Origin of the sequence: Azoarcus sp. CIB (assembly GCF_001190925.1) — a bacterium.
Classification (GTDB): Bacteria; Pseudomonadota; Gammaproteobacteria; order Burkholderiales; family Rhodocyclaceae; genus Aromatoleum.
In genome coordinates this window covers 202,527-221,115 of record NZ_CP011072.1, presented here as the reverse complement: position 1 = coordinate 221,115, position 18,589 = coordinate 202,527, and the positions used below count along the sequence as shown (strand labels likewise).

At 66.7% G+C, this 18,589-nt stretch carries 12 protein-coding genes; 2 read left to right on the top strand and 10 right to left on the bottom strand.

Going from position 1 to position 18,589, the window contains the following annotated elements:
• The 8 genes from AzCIB_RS00845 to AzCIB_RS00810 form a co-directional block, all read right to left on the bottom strand.
• The gene (locus AzCIB_RS00845) at window positions 1-690 is read right to left on the bottom strand and encodes an SCO family protein (protein WP_232299314.1); all 690 of its coding nucleotides are present in this window, start codon (window positions 688-690) and stop codon (window positions 1-3) included.
• A gap of 290 nt (window positions 691-980) precedes the next feature.
• Window positions 981-2,921 carry a cytochrome D1 domain-containing protein gene (locus AzCIB_RS00840; RefSeq protein WP_232299313.1) on the bottom strand — a complete coding sequence of 647 codons (1,941 nt, stop codon included), beginning with the start codon at window positions 2,919-2,921 and terminating at the stop codon, window positions 981-983.
• A gap of 361 nt (window positions 2,922-3,282) precedes the next feature.
• Entirely contained in the window at window positions 3,283-9,123 is a 5,841-nt protein-coding gene (gene mnxG, locus AzCIB_RS00835) for a manganese-oxidizing multicopper oxidase MnxG (RefSeq protein WP_050414154.1), read from the bottom strand.
• A gap of 618 nt (window positions 9,124-9,741) precedes the next feature.
• Complete coding sequence (locus AzCIB_RS00830) at window positions 9,742-10,707, bottom strand: transporter (protein WP_050414153.1); 966 nt, start codon at window positions 10,705-10,707, stop codon at window positions 9,742-9,744.
• A gap of 78 nt (window positions 10,708-10,785) precedes the next feature.
• Window positions 10,786-11,169 (bottom strand): DUF2946 family protein, encoded by a 384-nt coding sequence (locus AzCIB_RS00825; protein WP_050414152.1) that lies wholly within the window; start codon window positions 11,167-11,169, stop codon window positions 10,786-10,788.
• A 42-nt stretch (window positions 11,170-11,211) separates the two neighbouring features.
• Window positions 11,212-11,610, bottom strand: a complete 399-nt coding sequence (locus AzCIB_RS00820; protein WP_050414151.1) for a hypothetical protein — start codon at window positions 11,608-11,610, stop codon at window positions 11,212-11,214.
• A 122-nt stretch (window positions 11,611-11,732) separates the two neighbouring features.
• Window positions 11,733-12,098, bottom strand: coding sequence for a hypothetical protein (locus tag AzCIB_RS00815; protein ID WP_050414150.1), 366 nt, complete (start codon window positions 12,096-12,098; stop codon window positions 11,733-11,735).
• Window positions 12,099-12,476: 378 nt separating this feature from the next.
• On the bottom strand, window positions 12,477-13,109 hold the full coding sequence (locus AzCIB_RS00810) for a lytic transglycosylase domain-containing protein (RefSeq protein ID WP_050414149.1): 633 nt from the start codon (window positions 13,107-13,109) through the stop codon (window positions 12,477-12,479).
• A gap of 360 nt (window positions 13,110-13,469) precedes the next feature.
• Here AzCIB_RS00810 and gspG point away from each other — a divergent pair, with 360 nt between their 5' ends.
• Together gspG and AzCIB_RS00800 are read left to right on the top strand one after the other, a co-directional pair.
• A complete protein-coding gene (gspG, locus tag AzCIB_RS00805; protein WP_198149593.1) occupies window positions 13,470-13,928 on the top strand; it encodes a type II secretion system major pseudopilin GspG in 459 nt (152 codons plus the stop codon).
• Between the two features lie 30 nt (window positions 13,929-13,958).
• A complete protein-coding gene (locus AzCIB_RS00800; RefSeq protein WP_050414147.1) occupies window positions 13,959-15,149 on the top strand; it encodes a type II secretion system F family protein in 1,191 nt (396 codons plus the stop codon).
• A 406-nt stretch (window positions 15,150-15,555) separates the two neighbouring features.
• Here the strand turns inward: AzCIB_RS00800 and AzCIB_RS00795 are convergent, their stop codons facing one another.
• Both AzCIB_RS00795 and AzCIB_RS00790 read right to left on the bottom strand, forming a co-directional pair.
• Window positions 15,556-16,968 (bottom strand): sigma-54-dependent transcriptional regulator, encoded by a 1,413-nt coding sequence (locus AzCIB_RS00795; RefSeq protein WP_050414146.1) that lies wholly within the window; start codon window positions 16,966-16,968, stop codon window positions 15,556-15,558.
• A 4-nt stretch (window positions 16,969-16,972) separates the two neighbouring features.
• A complete protein-coding gene (locus AzCIB_RS00790) occupies window positions 16,973-18,388 on the bottom strand; it encodes a sensor histidine kinase (protein ID WP_050414145.1) in 1,416 nt (471 codons plus the stop codon).
• Window positions 18,389-18,589 lie beyond the last annotated feature (201 nt).

Sequence of the window (18,589 nt, the reverse complement as noted above, 5' to 3'; positions counted from 1 at the left end):
TTACTCCCGGGTTGCGGCACGCGCCGCGATGAGCGATTCGACCTGTGCGACCAGCATCGCGGGGTCCGCGAAGCCGTAGAAGCGCGTCCATTTGCCGCTGCGGCCGTCGCCGACCATCATCACAACGGGGTGGTCCTCGAAGTTCGGCGTCCACGTGCCCATGCCCTTGAGCGTGTCGTTGACCGCCGTGGTGCTGCCGGTGAGCCACGACCACCCCGCACCCGCCCCGCGGGAACGCGCGTAGTCGCGCAGGCGGGCGGGGGTGTCGCGGACCGGATCGACGGTGAGCGAGACCAGCGCGACCTCGCGCCCCACCCGCCCGCCGAGCTTCTGCTGCACTTCGCCCATGATCGCGGAGACCACCGGGCACACCGTCGTGCAGCTCGTGTAGACGAAGTCCATCACGACGATGCGGTCGCCGATCACGTCGGACTTGAGGCTGCGTTCGCGGCTGTTCTGGTCGAGCAGCTTCACGTCGGGGAAACGCACCGTCACGTCCTCGGGCAGCTTGATGTCGGAGTTGGCGTGGTTGGCGTGATTCGCGTGGCCCCCATGACCCGCGTGGGCATCCGCCGCGGCGACCTGCGTGGGCTGCGGCTTCATCGCATGCTCCGAATGCGCCCGCGCCAGGCCCGGCACGATGATGCTCGCGGCCACCGACACCGCCAGCGCGATCAGGCTGGCCCGCATGATTCGGGTCCTGCGATCGCGCTTCGTGTTCCTTGCTCCCTTCTTCATCGCAACCTCCACACTTGATCCTGATTGCCTCTGCAACCTGACACCGTTCGGGCACTGGGTTCCTCCCCCTTCAAGGGGGAGGTCAGGAGGGGGATGGGTTTCCGGCGGTCGTGCCGCGAATGCCGAAACCCATCCCCACCCCAACCCGGGAGTCTCCGCTTCGCTCCGCCGCTCCGGCGGCGCGGAGCAGTGCTCCGCGAAACCCCGCCTCCGCCCCCTTGAAGGGGAGGGAGCGGAATTCCTCACTTGCCCGCCACCGCCGACACCGCGCGCAGCGTCAGGTAGGGCTTGTTCTGGGTGTCCTTCAGCGCGTCCGAGACGACATGCACGTAGTACGCGCCGGTCTCGCCGAGCTGCACCTGCGCTTCGTACACCCCGTCGCCTACCTCGCGCGCCGCCGCGCTCTGGCGCGTGCCGGCCGGGGCGACGAAGTAGCTCACCTTCAGGTCCTTGAGGCCGGTGCGCGGCGTGTCCTTGCGGCCGGAGACGAGGCGGAAGCGCACCGCCGCCTTGCCCGGCGCCTGCACCGTCGCCGGCGCGGGCAGGAACTCGAGGCGCGGCACGGCGAGTTTCGCGTCGCTCACCGCGCCCGGCTTCACCTCGGCGCTGAAGCAATGCAGCACCTGCGGGCGGTCGAGCATGAAGGCGACGTCGAACTTGCCCGAGGCCGGCAGCGTGACCTGGGTCGAGAACACGCCCGGCTCGCCCTGCTTCATCGAGCGGTCGACCACCGTGACCGCCCGCGCCGTGTGGCCGCGGTTGAGGTAGCCGGTCATCGGCGCGTTCATGCCTTCCATGTAGAAGTACGTCGTGTTGTTGGCGGGATTCACGACGAACACCGAGCCCTCGTCGTTGCGCGCCGCGAGGCTCGCTGCCAGCGGCAGGTCGCCCGCGAGCTTGGGCGCTTCGCCGCCCGCGGCGAAACTCTGCAGCACCGGCTCGCGGCCCTTGCCCAGCGTGTCGAGCTTCACCATCGTCACGCGCTCGGTGGCGAGGCCGCGCACATAGGCGTAGCCGGCGGTGAAGGTCACCTGGTAGGGCTCGGAGGCGACCTTGATGTCATGCACAGCCTCGTCGCTGCCCGCATCCACCACCGTCGCGACGCTCTCCAGCGTGTTCAGCGCGAAGCCATAACGGCCGTCGGACGTGAAGCGCACCGGCCCGAGGCCGGGCTTGGCCTGGATGACCTTGCGCGTCGCCAGCGTCTTGGCGTCGATCACGGTGATCGTGCCCGCCTGGCCGTCGGCGACGTACAGCGCCTTCGACAGCCCCGACTGCGCCACCGAGATCGGGCGCGGTCCGGTCTGCAGGTCCTTCACCTTCTGCATCGTCGCCACGTCGAACACGCTCACGGTGCCGGCGTCGCGGTTGGTCACGAAGGCATGGCGCGAATCGTCGCTGAAGGCGATCTCGTGGTGCCCCTTGCCGGTCGCGAAGGTCTTCACCGGCTTGAAGCTGTGGGCGTCGATCACCGTGACACCGCTCTTGCCGGGGTCGCGGGAGTTGTTGCCGACCCACACGTAGCGGCCGTCCGGCTGCACGGTGACGCGCACCGGTTCGTCGCCCGCATCGACGTTGCCGACGACCTTGAAACTCGCCGCATCGACCACCGCCACCTGGTCGGCGATCGGCATCGACACGAAGATGTACTTGCCGTCCGGGCTCTTCGTCCAGTCCACCGGCGGCCGCTTGAGCATGATGCGCGTCAGCGTGCTGGTCACGCCGCCCACCGACGTCAGCGGATCGATCACGCTGATGCTCGGGTCCTTGTTGAGCACCATCAGGTAATAGCTGTTGAGGTCCACCATCGGCCGCACGCCGACCACGCCCTTCAGGTAGAGCGCGATCTTGTCCTTGCATTCCTTCTGCTCGTTGGCCTTCGGGTTCGAGATCACGTGCGCGAGGTCCAGCCACGCGCCCGGTGCGAGTCCCGGCACCCCTTTGCCCGTGTTGGCGTCGGTGATGCGGAAGCGGATGTCGGCGAGCCCGCCTTCGACCAGCTCGGTGGCATCGCCGGCCGGGCGCGCTTCGAAGTCGATCGCCACGCCGTCGCGCACCAGGCGTCCGCTGGCTGCAGGCTTGGCGTCCGCCGCAGCGGACACGGGGGCGGGGGCAGCGACGGTCGTTCCCGACAATGCGCACGAAACGAGCAGCGAAAGTGTTGCGAAGCGAAGTTTGCTCACGGTGGTCTCCCTCATTTTCAGAGCCGGCCCCAGGCCGTCCCTTGCTGCGAAATCCGTGGGATGGGGGCGCCGCCCTCGCAGCGCCCGCTCATCCGTAATAAAAGCCGGGGAGTCCCACTGCCATGAAGACTCCCCTAAAAAACGCACCCGAAGGCGCGTTCCGGACCGTTTGCTCCGGCCGGGACGCGGCAGGCAGAACCGCGCCCCGTGTTTGCTGCGTGATACCTGAGGTTCCTTGTTCCTCCCCTTTCAAGGGGGAGGTCAGGAGGGGGATGGGTTTCTGCGACCTCTGTTCAACCCATCCCCACCCCAGCCCTCCCCTTGAAGGGGAGGGAGCAACCGTGCTGCTCTACTCTTTTGCTTACTGCACCCGCACGATCCCCCAGCGGCCGGCGAGGTTGCCCAGCGACTCGAAGTCGCGATACAGGTAGTCGCCCGGGATTGCGTTGGCGCCGCCTGCACTGGCCAGGTTGAAGGTGAAGTGCGCGGCCGGCAGGATGCTCTCCTGACCGCCCAGGAACATCCCCAGCGGGTTGAACAGGATCCGCGTCGAACCCACACCGAACTTGCGCGACGGATAGCCGTTGGTATCCGTGTTGTTCGCACGGTACGGATCGCGCTGCCACACGTGGCCGTGGAGGCCGAAGGTACCCATGCGGCTGCCGCCCGAAGCCTGAACCACGTGGATCCGGAAGGGCATCCCGCGATTCACCGTCAGCACCGGGGTCTCCGGGTCTGCACCGGCGGTCAGCGCGTTGCTGTAGGCCATGCTTGCGTTCGGCACTGCAGCGAAGCCTGCACCACCGGCCCAGCCGAAGGGCGCATCCGGCGCCTTGGCGAAGCGGTACCACAGCGGCTCGGACTTGTAGTTCACCGTCATTGCCGAGTTGTCCTCCGGATCCTCGTGGACCATCGGACCTTCCGCGGCGATGCTTTCGACCGGTTCGCCATTTGCCCAACGCATGTTGACCCCCTTCGCCCACTGCAGCGCGAAGTCACGGTAGGTCGCAAGCTCCGGCTTCGTGGTCTTGGTCACCGTGGCGGCGGCGCGCATGTTGCTGTCCTCGACCCAGGTCGATTCAGGCGGCATGGCGACGAACGCTCCGTTGAGACCCTTCTGCGTCTGCTTGACCTTGTCCGCCGGCATGATATTGACGCCGCCGAACTCGATGCCCACCGCAGTCACGGTGTCGGTTGCCTTCTTGATGGTGGATGTTTGCGCAGAGAACGCGCGGCCCAGGTCTCCTACGTAGTATTGATAGGCCGTCGTCGGGTACGGGTCGGTGGCGCTCGCCCGCGGTGCAACCGTCTGCACCGGGTTGATACCCACGTTGGTACCGTCGGACTTGGTCACGTCGTACATCACCAGCTGGGTGTGGAGGCCAGCGTGTGCGGACGGACGCATCAGGTTGTTGTTGAAGCTGGTGGTGCCCACTGCGCCGTAACGGTCACGAACCACGACCGGCGACATCAGGTTGGGCGACGGCAGGTCGGGCATGACCGTCGGCAGGCGGTTCTCCAGCACCAGATTCACGCACTCGCCGGACGCGGCACGCATCACCAGGGGCTCGACCGGGACGCCGGCTTTCAGCTTGCCGGTGGTCGGATCGAGGTCGTCCTTGCGCACGTACATGATTGCGGTCGGGTCGTGCAGCGGGCCGGACTTGCCGCCGATCGTGATCGCCTGGCCCGTGACGTCGTCGATGATGGTCGCAGCCGGGATGCTGGTCGGACGCGAGTTGTACACCAGCGTGCCGCCATTGGCCTTGAGCGGGCCGCCGACGTGCTTCCCGTCGCTCGCCGCCATGCCGATGGTCAGGCCGAGCGGGTTGGGCAGGATGTCGTTGGCGAGCGCCACCACCACGTTGAAGTCGCGCTGCTTGACCGGCAGCACGCCGAGCTTCGGATCGACATAGTTCTTCGGGCAGATGCCGTTGAAGTCCGCGGCGTTGGTGATGCTCACCGGCAGCGGGTTGTTCGGCACGGCAAACAGGTCCGCCTGCTTCTCCGCGTAGTTGCGCATCACACCCCACGAGCCGTTCCAGTAGCCCTCGATCGACGGATTGATCGAGTACATGTAGTCCGCCTCGACGCGGGTGGGATCCGCATACATCGCCACCGGCATGCCGAGGCTGAACTGCTCGGAGATGCCGACCATCTGGCCGTTACGCCAGCCCGAGTTGCCTGCTGCACCGAAGGCCGAACCCGCCTGCAGCCACTTGATGCCGTGGATGCTGACGCTGTGCGCCTCTTCCTGACCGCCGGCCTGCACGCGGACGCGGACGATGTCACCCGCGTAGGTGCGCAGCATCGGGGTGAAGGGGTCGCCGGCCTTGTCGCCCGCCTTGTTGATGTGCGGCGGGAAGGTCGTGATGCCTCCGGTCGGGCCGGTCGCCTGCCTGATCGAGCTCGGTGCTTCGTTGAACACTGCGATCTTGCGGTCGGTACGGCTCTGCAGTGCATACGCCAGGTCACCCGCGAGTCCGTCCGCCTGCATCCCCGGCTTGCCGTCGGGGCCGATCTTGGCCGGGTCGTAGATGCGCAGCGCCACCGGTTCGTTGCGGTAGTTCACCACGAACATTCCGGGGTCATCCGCCGAGATCGCCTGCGGGCACGGACGGACCGGGCAGCCTGCCTTCTCGCCACCAGCGACGATGCGCTGCATGTCGGGGAAGATGGGCAGCGTGGTCTTCTTCGCCGGCGGGTTGATCGCGAAACGGAAGCTGTCCGGGCCGGTCGGGTACTTGACCGGGTCGGGGATGCCGTCCGGACCTGCACCGACATACACGCCGGCTTCATACGCATGCTGGAAGTCGGTGAACTCCAGGTAGAACTCGCGGAAGCTGTCATCGATCTTGTCGCCATCGATGTCGCCACTGCTGATCACCGCCTGCCACGAGGTCGGGCCGCCGTCTGCACGGGAGTACAGCGGAGCGCCGGTCTCGGCCTGGTACCACTTCGAGCCCGCCGGTTCGGTCAGCACGGTTCCGTACAGGCCGATCTGCTGGTGGGTCGAGGGACCGTAATGGTCATGCGTGAAGATGTTGCCGAGGCCGCGGTCGATGTTGTACTGGTTCAACAGCGGGTCGGAGTACCAGCGTTGCTGGGTCGTGCGTGCGCCCATCCAGTCCGGACGATTGAACTGTCCGAAGTAGGGGTGAGCCTTCGGCACGGGGCAGACGTTGGTGCCGTCGCGCGGGTCGGTCGGTTCGGTGCAATGGTTGAAGTGGCGCACTGCGTGGATGCGTTCCACCACTGCTCCCGGCGCCAGCGTGCCGTCTTCATAGTTCCAGCCGTTCGCCGCGCCGTCCGTGGTGGAAAGGTCCCACTTGGGCAGGTGAATGTGCTGGCCGATGATGTCGGTCGGCGTGCGCACCTGGTAGTCGTCCAGCTCGTAGAACTCCGGTACCAGGTTGGTGTGGTCGTACATCGCGCAGTCGTACGTGTTCAGGCGCATGACCAACGGCTCGGGCGGCTGCTGCTTGTTGATCACCGGCATCACGTCCTCCCACAGCGCGATGATGCGCTGTTGCGGGAAGTGGTAACCGGCCTTGTTGATCACCGCGTCGAACTGGATGTTGGCGCCCTTGTACACGCGCGGGGTGCTCGCGTTGAACTGCGAGGCCTGGCCGGTGTACCACGACGTCAGCGTCGAGCCGCTATGCCAGGTGCCCGCTCCCGCGGTGCTGGTCAGCTGCTTCTGCGTGTCGTCGATGCAAGGCTCGGCGAACGGCGCCGCGACCGAGGGCTTGGCGCCGTTGGTCTTGAACGCTGCCGCTGCCACCGTGGTGCCGCTCGGGTCGACCTTGTAGCTCGCGTGCTCCTTCTGCGAGTGGAAGGCCATCGCCGCCTGCTCCGCGTCCGTCCCTTCCTCGGGGAAGAACACCGCCTTCGCAGACGTGATCTTCTTCAGGAAGTCGACCGGGCTGGTCGTCACGATCGCCTCGGTGCCGGACAGCGTACCTTCGAGCGTGTGCCGTGCCAGACCGCCGTCCCAGCCACCTGCCTGCGCCGGCACGATGCCGTCCCACAGACCGCCCTTGGCCTTCAGCTCCTGGGCCTTGGCCTGGGTCAGCATGTCGAGCGGCGGGGTCGGCGGACGCTGGCCCATCGTGCTCTCGATGCCTGCCACCCAGAACGGATAGCCGGGGTTCTTCAGCGTGCCGTCGGTGTTCTTGTTGGCAACGCTGCGGTCGACCTGCGCCTTGGAACCGGCGATGACCGACGTACCCGTGGCAGGGTTGGTCACGTACTTCGTGACGACCTCCACCTTGCCCGGCATCGGCGGCATCGCCTTGCCCGGCAGCGGCACCACCGCGGGGATCGGCGCGCCGACCACCAGTTCGCCGTCGGGATAAGCGCGCGCACCTGCTGCGGGCGTGCCGTCCTTCAGCGCATAGGGCGCGCTGTGGAAGCCCTTGGTGCCGCTCGACACCGCGAGCTTCGTGCCGGCCTCGAAGGTGTCGTGGACCCGCCACATGTACCACATGCCCTGCGCGAAGTGCGGGTAGAAGTGGCAGTGGTAGATCGCGTCGCCCGGCGAGCGGTTGCGGTTGCCGGAGCCCCCGTTGACCATCTCGTAGGTGTAGCCGGAACCCGGCCCGACGCCCTGCGCGTCAAGATAGTTGGAATTGTCGTCGTTGGGGTTGAACAGCCACTGGTGGTTGTGCAGGTGGAACACATGCTGCTCCTGCCCCACGTGGATGTTGCGGTACTTCACGAAGTCGCCGATGTAGCTGTGATGGACGTTCGCCGGATCCTGCGGATACAGCGCCTTCGTTGCCTTGATGCCGGTCGTTCCGGCGGGCGGCACCTGTCCCGGCTTCAGCGCTTCCAGGCCGACGTTCGCGGGAATGTCGACCAGTTGCGCCGGATCGCCGACCACATACGCGGTGAGGAAGAACTCCTCGTACGCGCAGGACGTGCAGTCGTGCATCGGGCCGACGCCGAGGCGGTTCGCAATGATCTCGGAACCGATGCCGCCGGAACCGTAGTTGATCATGAACGCGTCGCGCGTCGCCTGCAGCACGTAGCCGAACACCGGGTCGTTGTAGAAGCCCGGGAAGGCCTGTGCGGTCGCCACTTCGTCGTGGAAGACCGTGCTGAAGTCGCGGAACGGCTCGAGGCGGTTCGGGTAGGCGGGGTTGCGCTTGCCCATGCTCTCGAGCGGGTAGGTCGTTGCGGGGAAAGTGCCGTCGGGGTTGGGTCCGAGGACCACCGCGTCGATCTCGGTATGAACGATGCGCGTGCCGTCGACCGTGTTCACGACCGGCTTGCCGGCCTTGCCCTCGGCAATCCACGGCTGCGCGTTCGGATAACGTGCCTCGTAGTTGATGACCGGATGGCCTGCCGCGGTCAGTTCCCCCGCTGCGGCCGTCAGCACGCCGTCGCCGTTCTTGTCCGCGGCGATGCGCATTTCCTCTTCGGACAGGACGTTGCGGTACGCGCGTCCACCCTTGGGCAGCACCGTCAGCTGGCCGAACAGGCCGCTGGAGACGTTGCCCGCGGTGCCGTCCGCGCCGAAGGTCGCGCCATAACTCGTTACTGCGAAGGTGCCTTCACGCTCGCCGTAGAGCGTGTAGGTCTTCGTCTGGCCCGGTGCGGCCAGCGCACTCAGGTTCTTGCCGGTGTTGTCGCCCATGTCGGCGATGCTGTTCACCGCCTGCATGCCCTGCGCGAAGAAGCCCACGTTGCGGTCGGCGACCTGGTCGTCGATGTGCATCTCGGGCGGCACCGCGTCGCGCGGGTTCGCCGTCGGGCTCAACAGGTTGGTCAGGTTAACGGTCAGGCATTCGCCCGCCCCGATGCGCAGCACCAGCGGACGCGGCCGCTTGTCGGCGCGCAGCTTGACGTTGCCGGCGGACTTCGTGCCGCCTGCCGCGAGCGTCTTGCCGCTCGAATCCACCACGTCTTCCTCGAGCGCATACATCATGCCGTTGATGTTCTGCGCGCCGAGCCGGTTGTACATCAGCGGCTGGTCGAGTGCGACCACGTTGGCCACCAGCGTTTTCGTACACGCGATGGCGGCGGTCGTCGTCGTTCCGCCACCACCACCGCCACCACCACTCGGCGGAGCTGCCTGAGCCTGGCCGGCCGCGAACAGTGTCGCCCCGGTCAGCATCAGCAGGCCGGCCAGCTGCGTCAGCCGGCCTTGATAGCCGGCTGCGGCTGGCGCCCGCCCTTTCGGATAAAGGTACTTCATCGTCGTTCCCCCCACGGTTACAACGCTTCGGTCCGCGGTGCACTGCAGACCCCGGACCCGCGGTCGGCGGACTGCACCGGGCGCGGGCCAAAATGGGAAAATCCCGTGGGTGTCCTTGCAACGGTCGTGCCATTACAAAAAATCACGTTTTTTCAATGACTTGATTTTTGCCGGGGCGAAAAACGGGGAAGATTCCCCAATTTTTCCCCGCACCGCGGGTGGGGTTTCCCCACGCAATCCCTGCAACCACGCCGCTTACCCTGATCAGGTTGCGTCGAAAGTCTTACCGGTTACGCCAAAGTCATCCCTGCCGGTATGCGACAACTTGTGACAACTTGGGGCTTGGCGGCCAATTGCCCATGTTGGGCGCGCGGACTAGACGGAATCGCGTAAAAGCGGGGACAGCGCCCCGGAATTGGGGAATAGTCCCCGGTAGACGGGCGCGGAGGGGGCGCGGAGCGGTGTGTTTCGTGTGTCGCGGTGCTCATTAGCAGGTCCCTTCCCCTTCAAGGGGAAGGACAGGATGGGGATGGGTTTCCTGTGGGCGCTGCGGAGTCCACCCATCCCCACCCCAACCCTCCCCCTTGAAGGGGAGGGAGCTACCAACTACCCGCCGCCTCAAAACGCGACCGTCGTCCCCACCACCGCACTCCAGCGCGGCGTAATCTGCACGCCGTTCACATGCTGGTAGATCGGCCGCTGGTAATACGCGTAAAGCTGCCAGTGCGGCGACATCTGCCAGTTCACCCCCGGACTCAGCGCCACCATCGTCGAGCCCGTATCCTCCGGCTCGGCCTCCGCGCCGCGGTCGCGCGCCTTGAAGGCGACGTTGAGCTGCACCGGAATGCTCAGGCGCTCGCTAACCGGCTTCACCCAGCCGAAGTCCAGGTGCGTGCGGTGCCCGGGGCGATAGTCGTCATGCTCGCCGGTGGCGAACTCCGCCCCCAGGCTCGCGAAGGCGGTCGACCCGCCCGCCAGTTCCATGCGCCAGTGCGCCCCCAGCAGCACGTCGGTGGTGCCGCTGCCCGGCTGCAGGCTGCGCTCCGCCTCTTCGCCGTCGCCGTTCTTCACGTCGCTGCGGCCGGTCGGCAGCTTCACGCCGAAGCTCACCCCGACCCCCTGCTCGCGCCCCGCCAGGAGCTCGTGCCGCGCCTTGATGCGCAGGTCGCCGAGCTCGCGGAAATCCCAGGTCTCCGGGATGTGGTGCACCTCGCCGTCGTGCCGGTGGTGGTGGATGTGCTTGTGGTCGCGGTCGATCAGCGGCGCGGTCAGGCCCAGCGTCCAGTCCGGCGCGAGATCGCGCTCCACGGTGAGCAACAGGTTTCGATTAACGGTGCGCTTCTCGTCGTGGTGGCGCCGAATCTCGCCCACCGAGACATTGTCATCGCCATGCATGGCGTGGCGCTGGTCGATGAACTCGAAGCGCAGGTCGAGGCGGGTATCGCCCGCCAGACCGGCGTTCATGAAGGCCGAACTGGTATTCACGGAACAGAAGGTGGCGCCGCAGGACGCCACGGCGGCGAGCGGAGCGGACAGCGATAGCGCAAGAGCGCTCGCTGCGAGCGGGCGGAGAATGCAGGACATGTAAAGCTCCCTCGCCCCGGGCGCCGCGGGCAAGGGGCGGCCGGAGAGCTGAAAACGAAATCGACAGGCAGCGGCCGTTCAGCCGATGCCGGGTGCGGTCGCGGGGATTCCGTCAGCAGCAGGGGGCGCACGCGGCGGCGGCGCAAGATCGCGCCATGCCAGCGCACGCGGCAGTGCACGCTCCGCGCCCGCGAGGACGGGCGCGGCAGCGGGGATGAAGAACCACTCCGCCGTGGGCGGCGGGCCGGAGGCGAGGCGCACGGCCGAGCAGCAGCACTCCTGGCAGCGATGGCCGGCGGGGTGCTGCTCCTGCGCCTTGTCGTTCTTGGCGCCCGCCCGGCAGATGTCCGAACCGGGCACCGCAGCGCGCGGCGCGGTGTTGCCCAGCGCGAGGATGGGCGCCAGCCACAGCACGAAGGCCAGCACGGCGACGACGACGCGTTCGCTTCGCTGGCGCGGCAAGCAGGATCGGGTGCGCCCAGGCGCCGTCACGGCAGTCTCGCGTTACTGCTGACCCATCACGCAGGTCATGGCCTCACCCGGCAGCGTCGATGCGGCGACGATGCTCGACGCGTCGGCGCCGGAGAGCTTGCCCTGGTTGGCGAGGTCGTTCGCCTTGTCCGCGATCTGATACAGCAGACCTTCCGCCTCGAGCGGTTTGCTCTGCGACACCTTCTGGTCCGCGCCATAAACTTTCGAGAGCAGCCCGTCCTTGTTCCCGGCTGCGTTCTTTCCGGAGAAGGTCGACGCGCTGATCACCCCTGCAACGCCCTGCAGTTCCGCCGCACAGACACTGACGTATTGGTAGTCGACCGGATTCGGGCGCGCCGCGGTGGCAATACCGGCGCTGAACGCCACGGGAACAACGAGAGCGGCGACGAGGGTACGGATCTTGTTGGCCATTTGAATTCTCCGAGGTATCTCGGCCGAAACGCGCGACTGGAAAATCGCGCCTTTCGGCCATGAAATGCCGCCTGCCACAGTCGAGCCCGCAGGCAAGTCGCTTGTGCGAGCCTTCCCCAGGCTCAGTAGTTCGCCCCTACGCAGGTGATCGCACTCGCCGCCGCGGCGTTGATGCCCGCTGCATCATCGAGCTTGGGCTTCGGCGCGGTAGCCAATTCGGTGGCCCTGTCCGAGATCGACTCGAGGTTGGCAATCGCATCGAGCGGCTTGCTCTGGCCCAGCTTCGCTGCTGCGGAATCGAGCTTGAGGATCATGTTGCTCTCGTTCGACGCAGCCTTCGGATCGTAGAAAGTCGCTGCGACAATCGCCGTTTCGACCGCATCCAGGCTGGCGCCGCACGACCCTGCATACGGTCCGCTCGCGCTGGCGACACCGACCATGAGGGGAAGCGAAGCGATCGCGACGAGGGTACGAATGTTCTTGGCCATTTCAATATCTCCGAAGGGTTAGATTTTTGGCTCGGGGTCCGCAGACCCCGCGCCTGACACCACGTCGACCGATGAAACGCTGGCAGTTCGGCCCGGCGGATGCGTTGCGGGAAAGTCCCGCAGGACATACAGCAACCGGCGTGCCAGCCCGTCCAAACCTGCCACTCCTCAGTTATTTCGCGGCTTTCAGCTCCGCAGTGGGCTAGCCCGCCCAATCCGCCCCCCCAGTTTCGGGGGTACGCCATCACGTAACCCGCATATATCGAACGGCTTATGCACCCCGCCGGGGTCGACACATCCCGCGTCGTCAAAGGGTTTTTCGTGCCCCCCAGGGACGGTGGGTACATTTCCCCAAACACGGGCAGGATTCCCCACTTCTCAGGACATGCGCCCGCCGCGGCGGCCGCCGAGGCGCTCGAAATGCTCGATCACGCGCGGCACGTAGCGGCGCGTCTCGGCGTAAGGCGGGGTTCCGCCGCTGCGCGCCACGGCCCCCGGACCGGCGTTGTAGGCCGCGACGGCGAGCCCCACGTCGTTGCCGAACATGCCCAGCAGGCGCTTGAGGTAGCGCGCGCCGCCGCGGATATTGTCGGCCGGGTCGCGCGCGTCCGCGACGCCCATCTCGCGCGCCGTGTCGGGCATCAACTGCATCAGCCCGACCGCCCCCTTCGGCGACACGGCCCCCGGGTCGTAATTCGATTCGGTGCGGATCACGGCGTGGATGAGCGCCTCGGGCAGGTCGTGCTCGACCGCGGCCGCGGCGACCAGCGGCGCATACGGCAGGCTGCCGGTGTCGGCGGCCGCGGCGGCGAGCGGCAAACCGGTCCCGCCTATGGGGGCCTTGCCCCCGCTTGCGGGGCCGGGCGAGGCGACGATGCGCTCGAAGCCGCGGCGCGGCTCGTCGGTGAGCGTGACCGAGCCGTCGGGCTCGACCTTCATATAGACGTCGGCGTGCGCGGCCAAGGGCAGCGCGAGCCAGGCTGCAAGCAGCAGCGGCGCGGGCGAAGGCATGTGGCGTCTCCGGTTATCGTGTCTTGGTCAGATTGAGTGCTGCACGTTCACTCCCTCCCCTTCAAGGGGAGGGTTGGGGTGGGGATGGGTTAAACGGCGCCGCCGAAACCCATCCCCCTCCTAACCTCCCCCTTGAAGGGGAGGAACACGGTGCCCGAACAGCTCTCATATGTTTGGGTGCCGGGTTAACAATTGGGGAAAATTCCCCACCACCTCGGGGCTTACGCAAGCGCCATGCCTTGCATTCCCGCGCCGCGACGCACGTCACGCCACGGGCATGTTTCCTGCTCGCCCAAATTGACGCCGCCCGAAGCCTGTTCCTACACTGGCGGACACCTAATCAACTGAGCGACAAAGCCCATGGATGATCGTCGAATGTTCCGCCGCGGCCCCACATCTGGCCTCACTCGTGTCACCTCGCGCGGTTTCACGCTGCTGGAACTGCTGGTCGTGCTGGTGGTGCTGGGCCTGCTCGCGGGCCTGGTGGCGCCGAAGTACTTCAGCCAGCTCGGCAAGTCGGAAGTGAAGGCCGCGCGTGCGCAGGTCGAGGGCCTGGTGAAGGCGCTGGACCTGTACCGCCTCGACACCGGCCACTACCCGTCGACCGAGCAGGGCCTCGCGGCGCTGGTGACGCGCCCCGGCAACGAGACGAAGTGGGGCGGCCCCTATCTGCAGAAGGCGGTGCCGGCGGATCCGTGGGGCCGCCAATATGCCTACGTGGCGCCCGGCGAGCACGGCGAGTACGACGTGTTCTCGCTGGGCAAGGACGGCCAGCCCGGCGGCGACGGCGAGAACGCCGACATCACGAGCTGGGAGTGACGCGCCAGCCGCGCCGCGCCGGGAGCCGCCATGCGCTACCACATCAAGGGAGTCGGTCGGAATGCGGGCGTCGTCGCGCTGACGCTTGATGCGACCAGCCTCGCCGACGCGCGCCGCCAGGCCGAGGACCAGGGCCTGCGCGTGATGTCGCTGCGCACGGCGCAGCGGCTGCCCGCGCTGCGCTGGCAGCGCAAGGAGGTCTTCCCGCTGGTGTTGTTCAGCCAGGAGCTGGCGACGCTGCTGAAGGCCGGCCTGGCGCTGATCGACGCGCTGGAGAGCCTCGCCGAGAAGGAGAGCGACGGCCACGCGCGCAAGGTGCTGGACGACCTGGTGCGCGCGCTGTACGAAGGCAAGTCGCTGTCGCAGGCGCTGGCGCACGCGCCTGAGGTATTCCCCGAGCTGTACGTGGCGCTGATCCAGTCGAGCGAGAAGACCGGCGACGTCGGCGCCGCGCTCGGCCGCTATGTGGCCTACCGCGGCCGCGTCGACGAGGTGCGGCAGAAGATCGTCAGCGCGGCGGTGTATCCGGCGCTGCTGTTCGTGGTCGGTTGCGGCGTGCTGTTGTTCCTGATCGGCTACGTGGTGCCGCGCTTCGCGGCGGTGTTCGAGGACGTCGGCACCAATCTGCCGTGGCTGTCGCGCGTGCTGCTGGCATCCGGCCAGTTCCTGCACGCGCACCAGCTGGAACTGGGTATCGGCGCGCTCGCGGCCCTCGCCGGCGCGGCCCTGCTGCTGCGCCAGCCGCCGGTGCGACGCGCGCTGTCGACGCTGCTGGAGTCGGTGCCGGCGATCCGCAAGCGCCTGTTCATCTACGAGATGGCGCGCTTCTACCGCTCGCTGGGCATCCTGCTGCAGGGCGGCATCCCCATCCTGACGGCGATCGGCATGGTGCGCGGCCTGCTCGGCGTGGCGACGCGCACCCGCCTCGACGAAGTCGCCGCCCGCATCCGCGAGGGCCACGCGCTGTCATGGGCGCTGGAGGAGAACCGCATGGCGACGCCGGTATCGCTGCGCATGCTGCGCGCAGGCGAGCACGCCGGCAACCTCGGCGAGATGATGGAACGCACGGCGGACTTCTACGACGAGGAGATGAGCCGCTTCATCGAGTGGTTCGTGCGCCTGTTCGAGCCCCTGCTGATGACCTTCATCGGCCTGGTGATCGGCGTCATCGTGATCCTGATGTACATCCCGATCTTCGAGCTGGCGAGCAGTATTCAGTGATCGACGGGTATGTAACGGCTGTTTGACCCATCCCCATCCTGTCCTTCCCCTTGAAGGGGAAGGGACCTGCTAATAAGCCCGCGCGCACAGTTTCCTTCACCAGGTTGAGTGCTGCACGGTAGCTCCCGGGAGTCTCCGCTTCGCTGCGCCGTTCCGCAGGCGCGGAGCGGTGCTCCGCGAAACCCCTGCTGCACCCCCTTCAAGGGGGCGGAGGCGGGGCTTTGAATGGGGGCGAGCACGCGGCCCTCGGCGCGACACCATGAGATGGCCCGCCGCGTCGTTAGAAGGTTCCTTCCCCTTCAAGGGGAAGGGACCTGCTAATCCGGTTCGGATGTAACCCGGTCCTGGCGAAAAAAGGGCGCGGCTTTCACCGCGCCCTCCTCTCCCTCCCTACATCCTTGTCGCGTCAGCGCTCGGGACGCTCCAGGCCGAGCTTCTCGATGCGGTAGCGCAGCATGTCGCGCGTGAGGCCCAGCAGGCGCGCGGACTTGGTGACGTTCCAGTCGGTCTTGTCGAGCATCTTGATGACGAGGTCGCGTTCGACTTCGGGGACGCTGACGCCCGTGGGCGGCACCGACATGCAGTACGAGTCGAGCGAGTGGAAGTCGCGGTCGCAGGTGCCGTACAGGCCGGGGCAGATCGCCAGCTGGTTGGGCGTGATGGCCTTGCCGGCGGCGAGCAGCACCGTCTGTTCGAGCATGTTGCGCAGCTCGCGCACGTTGCCCGGCCACGCGTAGCTCTTCAGCACGGCGAGCGCGTCGTCGTTGAAGTACAGGCCGGGCTTGCCGTAGCGGCGGGCGTGCTGTTCGAGGTAGTGCTTCGCCAGCGTGACGATGTCTTCGCCGCGCTCGCGCAGCGGCGGCACCTTGATCGTGATGATGCGCAGGCGGAAGTACAGGTCGCTGCGGAACTTGCCTTCGCGCACCATCTGTTCGAGGTCGCGGTTGGTGGCGCTGATGATGCGCAGGTTGACCTTGATCTCCTTGACCGAACCGAGGCGCCGGATGGTGCGCTCTTCGAGCAGCTTCAGCAGCTTGGCCTGCAGCGCGAGGTCGATCTCGCCGATCTCGTCGAGGAACAGCGTGCCGCCGTCGGCCGCTTCGACGAGGCCGACGCGGCGGTCGCGCGCGTCGGTGAAGGCGCCTTTCTCGTGGCCGAACAGCTCGGCTTCCAGAAGATGGGACGGGATCGAGGCGCAGTTCACTTCGACGAAGGGGCCGCTGCTGCGCGTGCCGTCGACGTGCAGGGCGCGCGCGACGAGTTCCTTGCCGGTACCGGTTTCGCCGTTGATCAGGACGACGGGCAGCTCGTTCGCGGGCATGTGCTGCTCGGCCTCGAGCAGCTGGCGGATCATGTTCTTCATCGCCTGCAGCGGGGCGGAGGCGCCGATCAGCGCAGTCACGCCGGCGTCGCGCGTGTCGCGCTCCTGGTAGAAGGACAGGGTCTTTTCCATGCGCCGCGCGTTGAGCGCGCGCTCGATCAGGAGCTTGAGCTCGGCCAGCACGAGGGGCTTGGCGAGGTAGTCGTAGGCGCCGGCCTTCATCGCTTCGACCGCGCGCTGCACGTTGCCGTCCCCGGTCATGAGAATGACCTTGGCCTCGGGCTCGGCTTCGCGCACCTTGCCGATCAGCTCGATGCCGGTGATGCCCGGCAGGTTGAGGTCGGTGAGCACGACGTCGGGGTGCAGCACCGCAAGCAACTGGAGGGCCTCTTCCGAGGAGCCCGCCAGCTGCGCGTCCCAGCCATTGCGCTTGAGGCTGGTACAGATGTTATCGCCCAGGATCTCGTCGTCTTCGACGACCAGGATCGTGTTTGGCATTTCCTTACTCCTGCTCGGCTACCTTGAATGTCAGACTTACGGTGGTTCCCGCCTGCTCCTCGCTGTGCAGCGCGACGGCCCCGCCAAACCGCTCCATTATCCGCCTCACCAGCACCAGACCGACACCCAACCCGCCGCGTTTCGTCGTGTGGAAGGGCTTGAAGGCCATTTCCAGCTGCTTCTCCGACATCCCGCAGCCTGTGTCGGAGATCTTGACGGTGACGCGCTTGCGCTCGGGGGGCTCCACGGATACGCCGAGGCGCCCGCCACGCGGCATGGCTTCGATGGCGTTGGACAGCACGCTGTTGAGCACCTGCTCCAGCAGCGATCCGTTCGCATGCACCTCGACGGCCGGCGCCACGTCGGGCGTCCAGTCGACCTCGATGCCGGCGCGGCGGATCTGCACCTCGTAGGTGGACAGCGCATTGTCCAGGGCCATATCGATCTTCACCGCCTCGCGTTCGTCGCTGAGCGGCCGTGAAAATTGAAGCAATTCCCGTACCCATTTTGAGAGCCGATCGACCTGGGTGACGATATCGCTGAGGTTCTTCGCGGTCGACGGATCGCCGACTTCGAGCGCGACTTCAGCACTGGAGCGGATCGACGCGAGCGGGTTGCGCAGGCCGTGCGCGACGGCGGAGGACATTTCGCCGAGCGCGACGAGCGTCTTGTTCTCGACGATCTCGCGCTGCTGGGCATCGATCTGGCGCGCGGCGCGGATGATGATCCAGTGCAGGCACAGGTAGATCGCCGCACCCGAGAGCAGCGCCGCGAGCCAGATCAGGAAGTAGCCGCGCTTGAGCGAGTAGATGAGATCCTGCGGCTCCTTGTAGATCTCGACGATGGAGGCGACCTTGCCGTCGCGGTCGAGCAGCGGCACGTAGTTTTCGATGTAGAAGTCTTCGGGGTAGCGCACGAACTGCTGCTCGATCTTGCCCCCGGCAGAACCTTTCAGGTGGCCGCCCGCGATCCCTTCCTTGCGCTTGATGACTTCCGCCAGATCGCGGCTGTTCGGAAAGCTCTTGCCGATCAGGGTCGGATTGGCTGACCAGATGACGAAGCCGTCGGGCGCGAACACGGTCGCGAGCAGGGCCTCGGGCATCAGGCGCAGGTGGTCGAAGAACTCCTGGCGCGCACGCGCGAGGTTCACTTCCTCGACGCCCAGTTCATCGGCCGTGATGCGCGAATCGAGGATGGCGCCGAGGGTGATCTGCGCGACGCCGAAGCGGCCGTGGCGCAATTCGATATCCGCGATCGACTGGATGAACTGGGTGGTGAGCATCGCGTCGCGCTTGATCGCTTCCGACACGAAGAAGTTGGACAGAATCGCGCCGGAGACGATAGCCGCGCCGCCCGTCACCAGCAGGCTGACGATGGAGAACCATCTGCGCAGGTTGAAAGGTTTCCGGTTGCCGTCCATGTCCGTGAAACTCCGGAGGGAATGGGTGCCGGGTGAAATACCCCAAACACACGTTGCACCAGTGTGACGCCAAATCGCGGACGTCACCGTGACCGGCTTAACGTTACTGGATGTGCGCCGGACCGTGGCATTCGAATGCCATTCTGCACGCGCCGAATTCCCCAGAATGGGTGGAATGCCCCACCCGATTTTCCCCGGTTT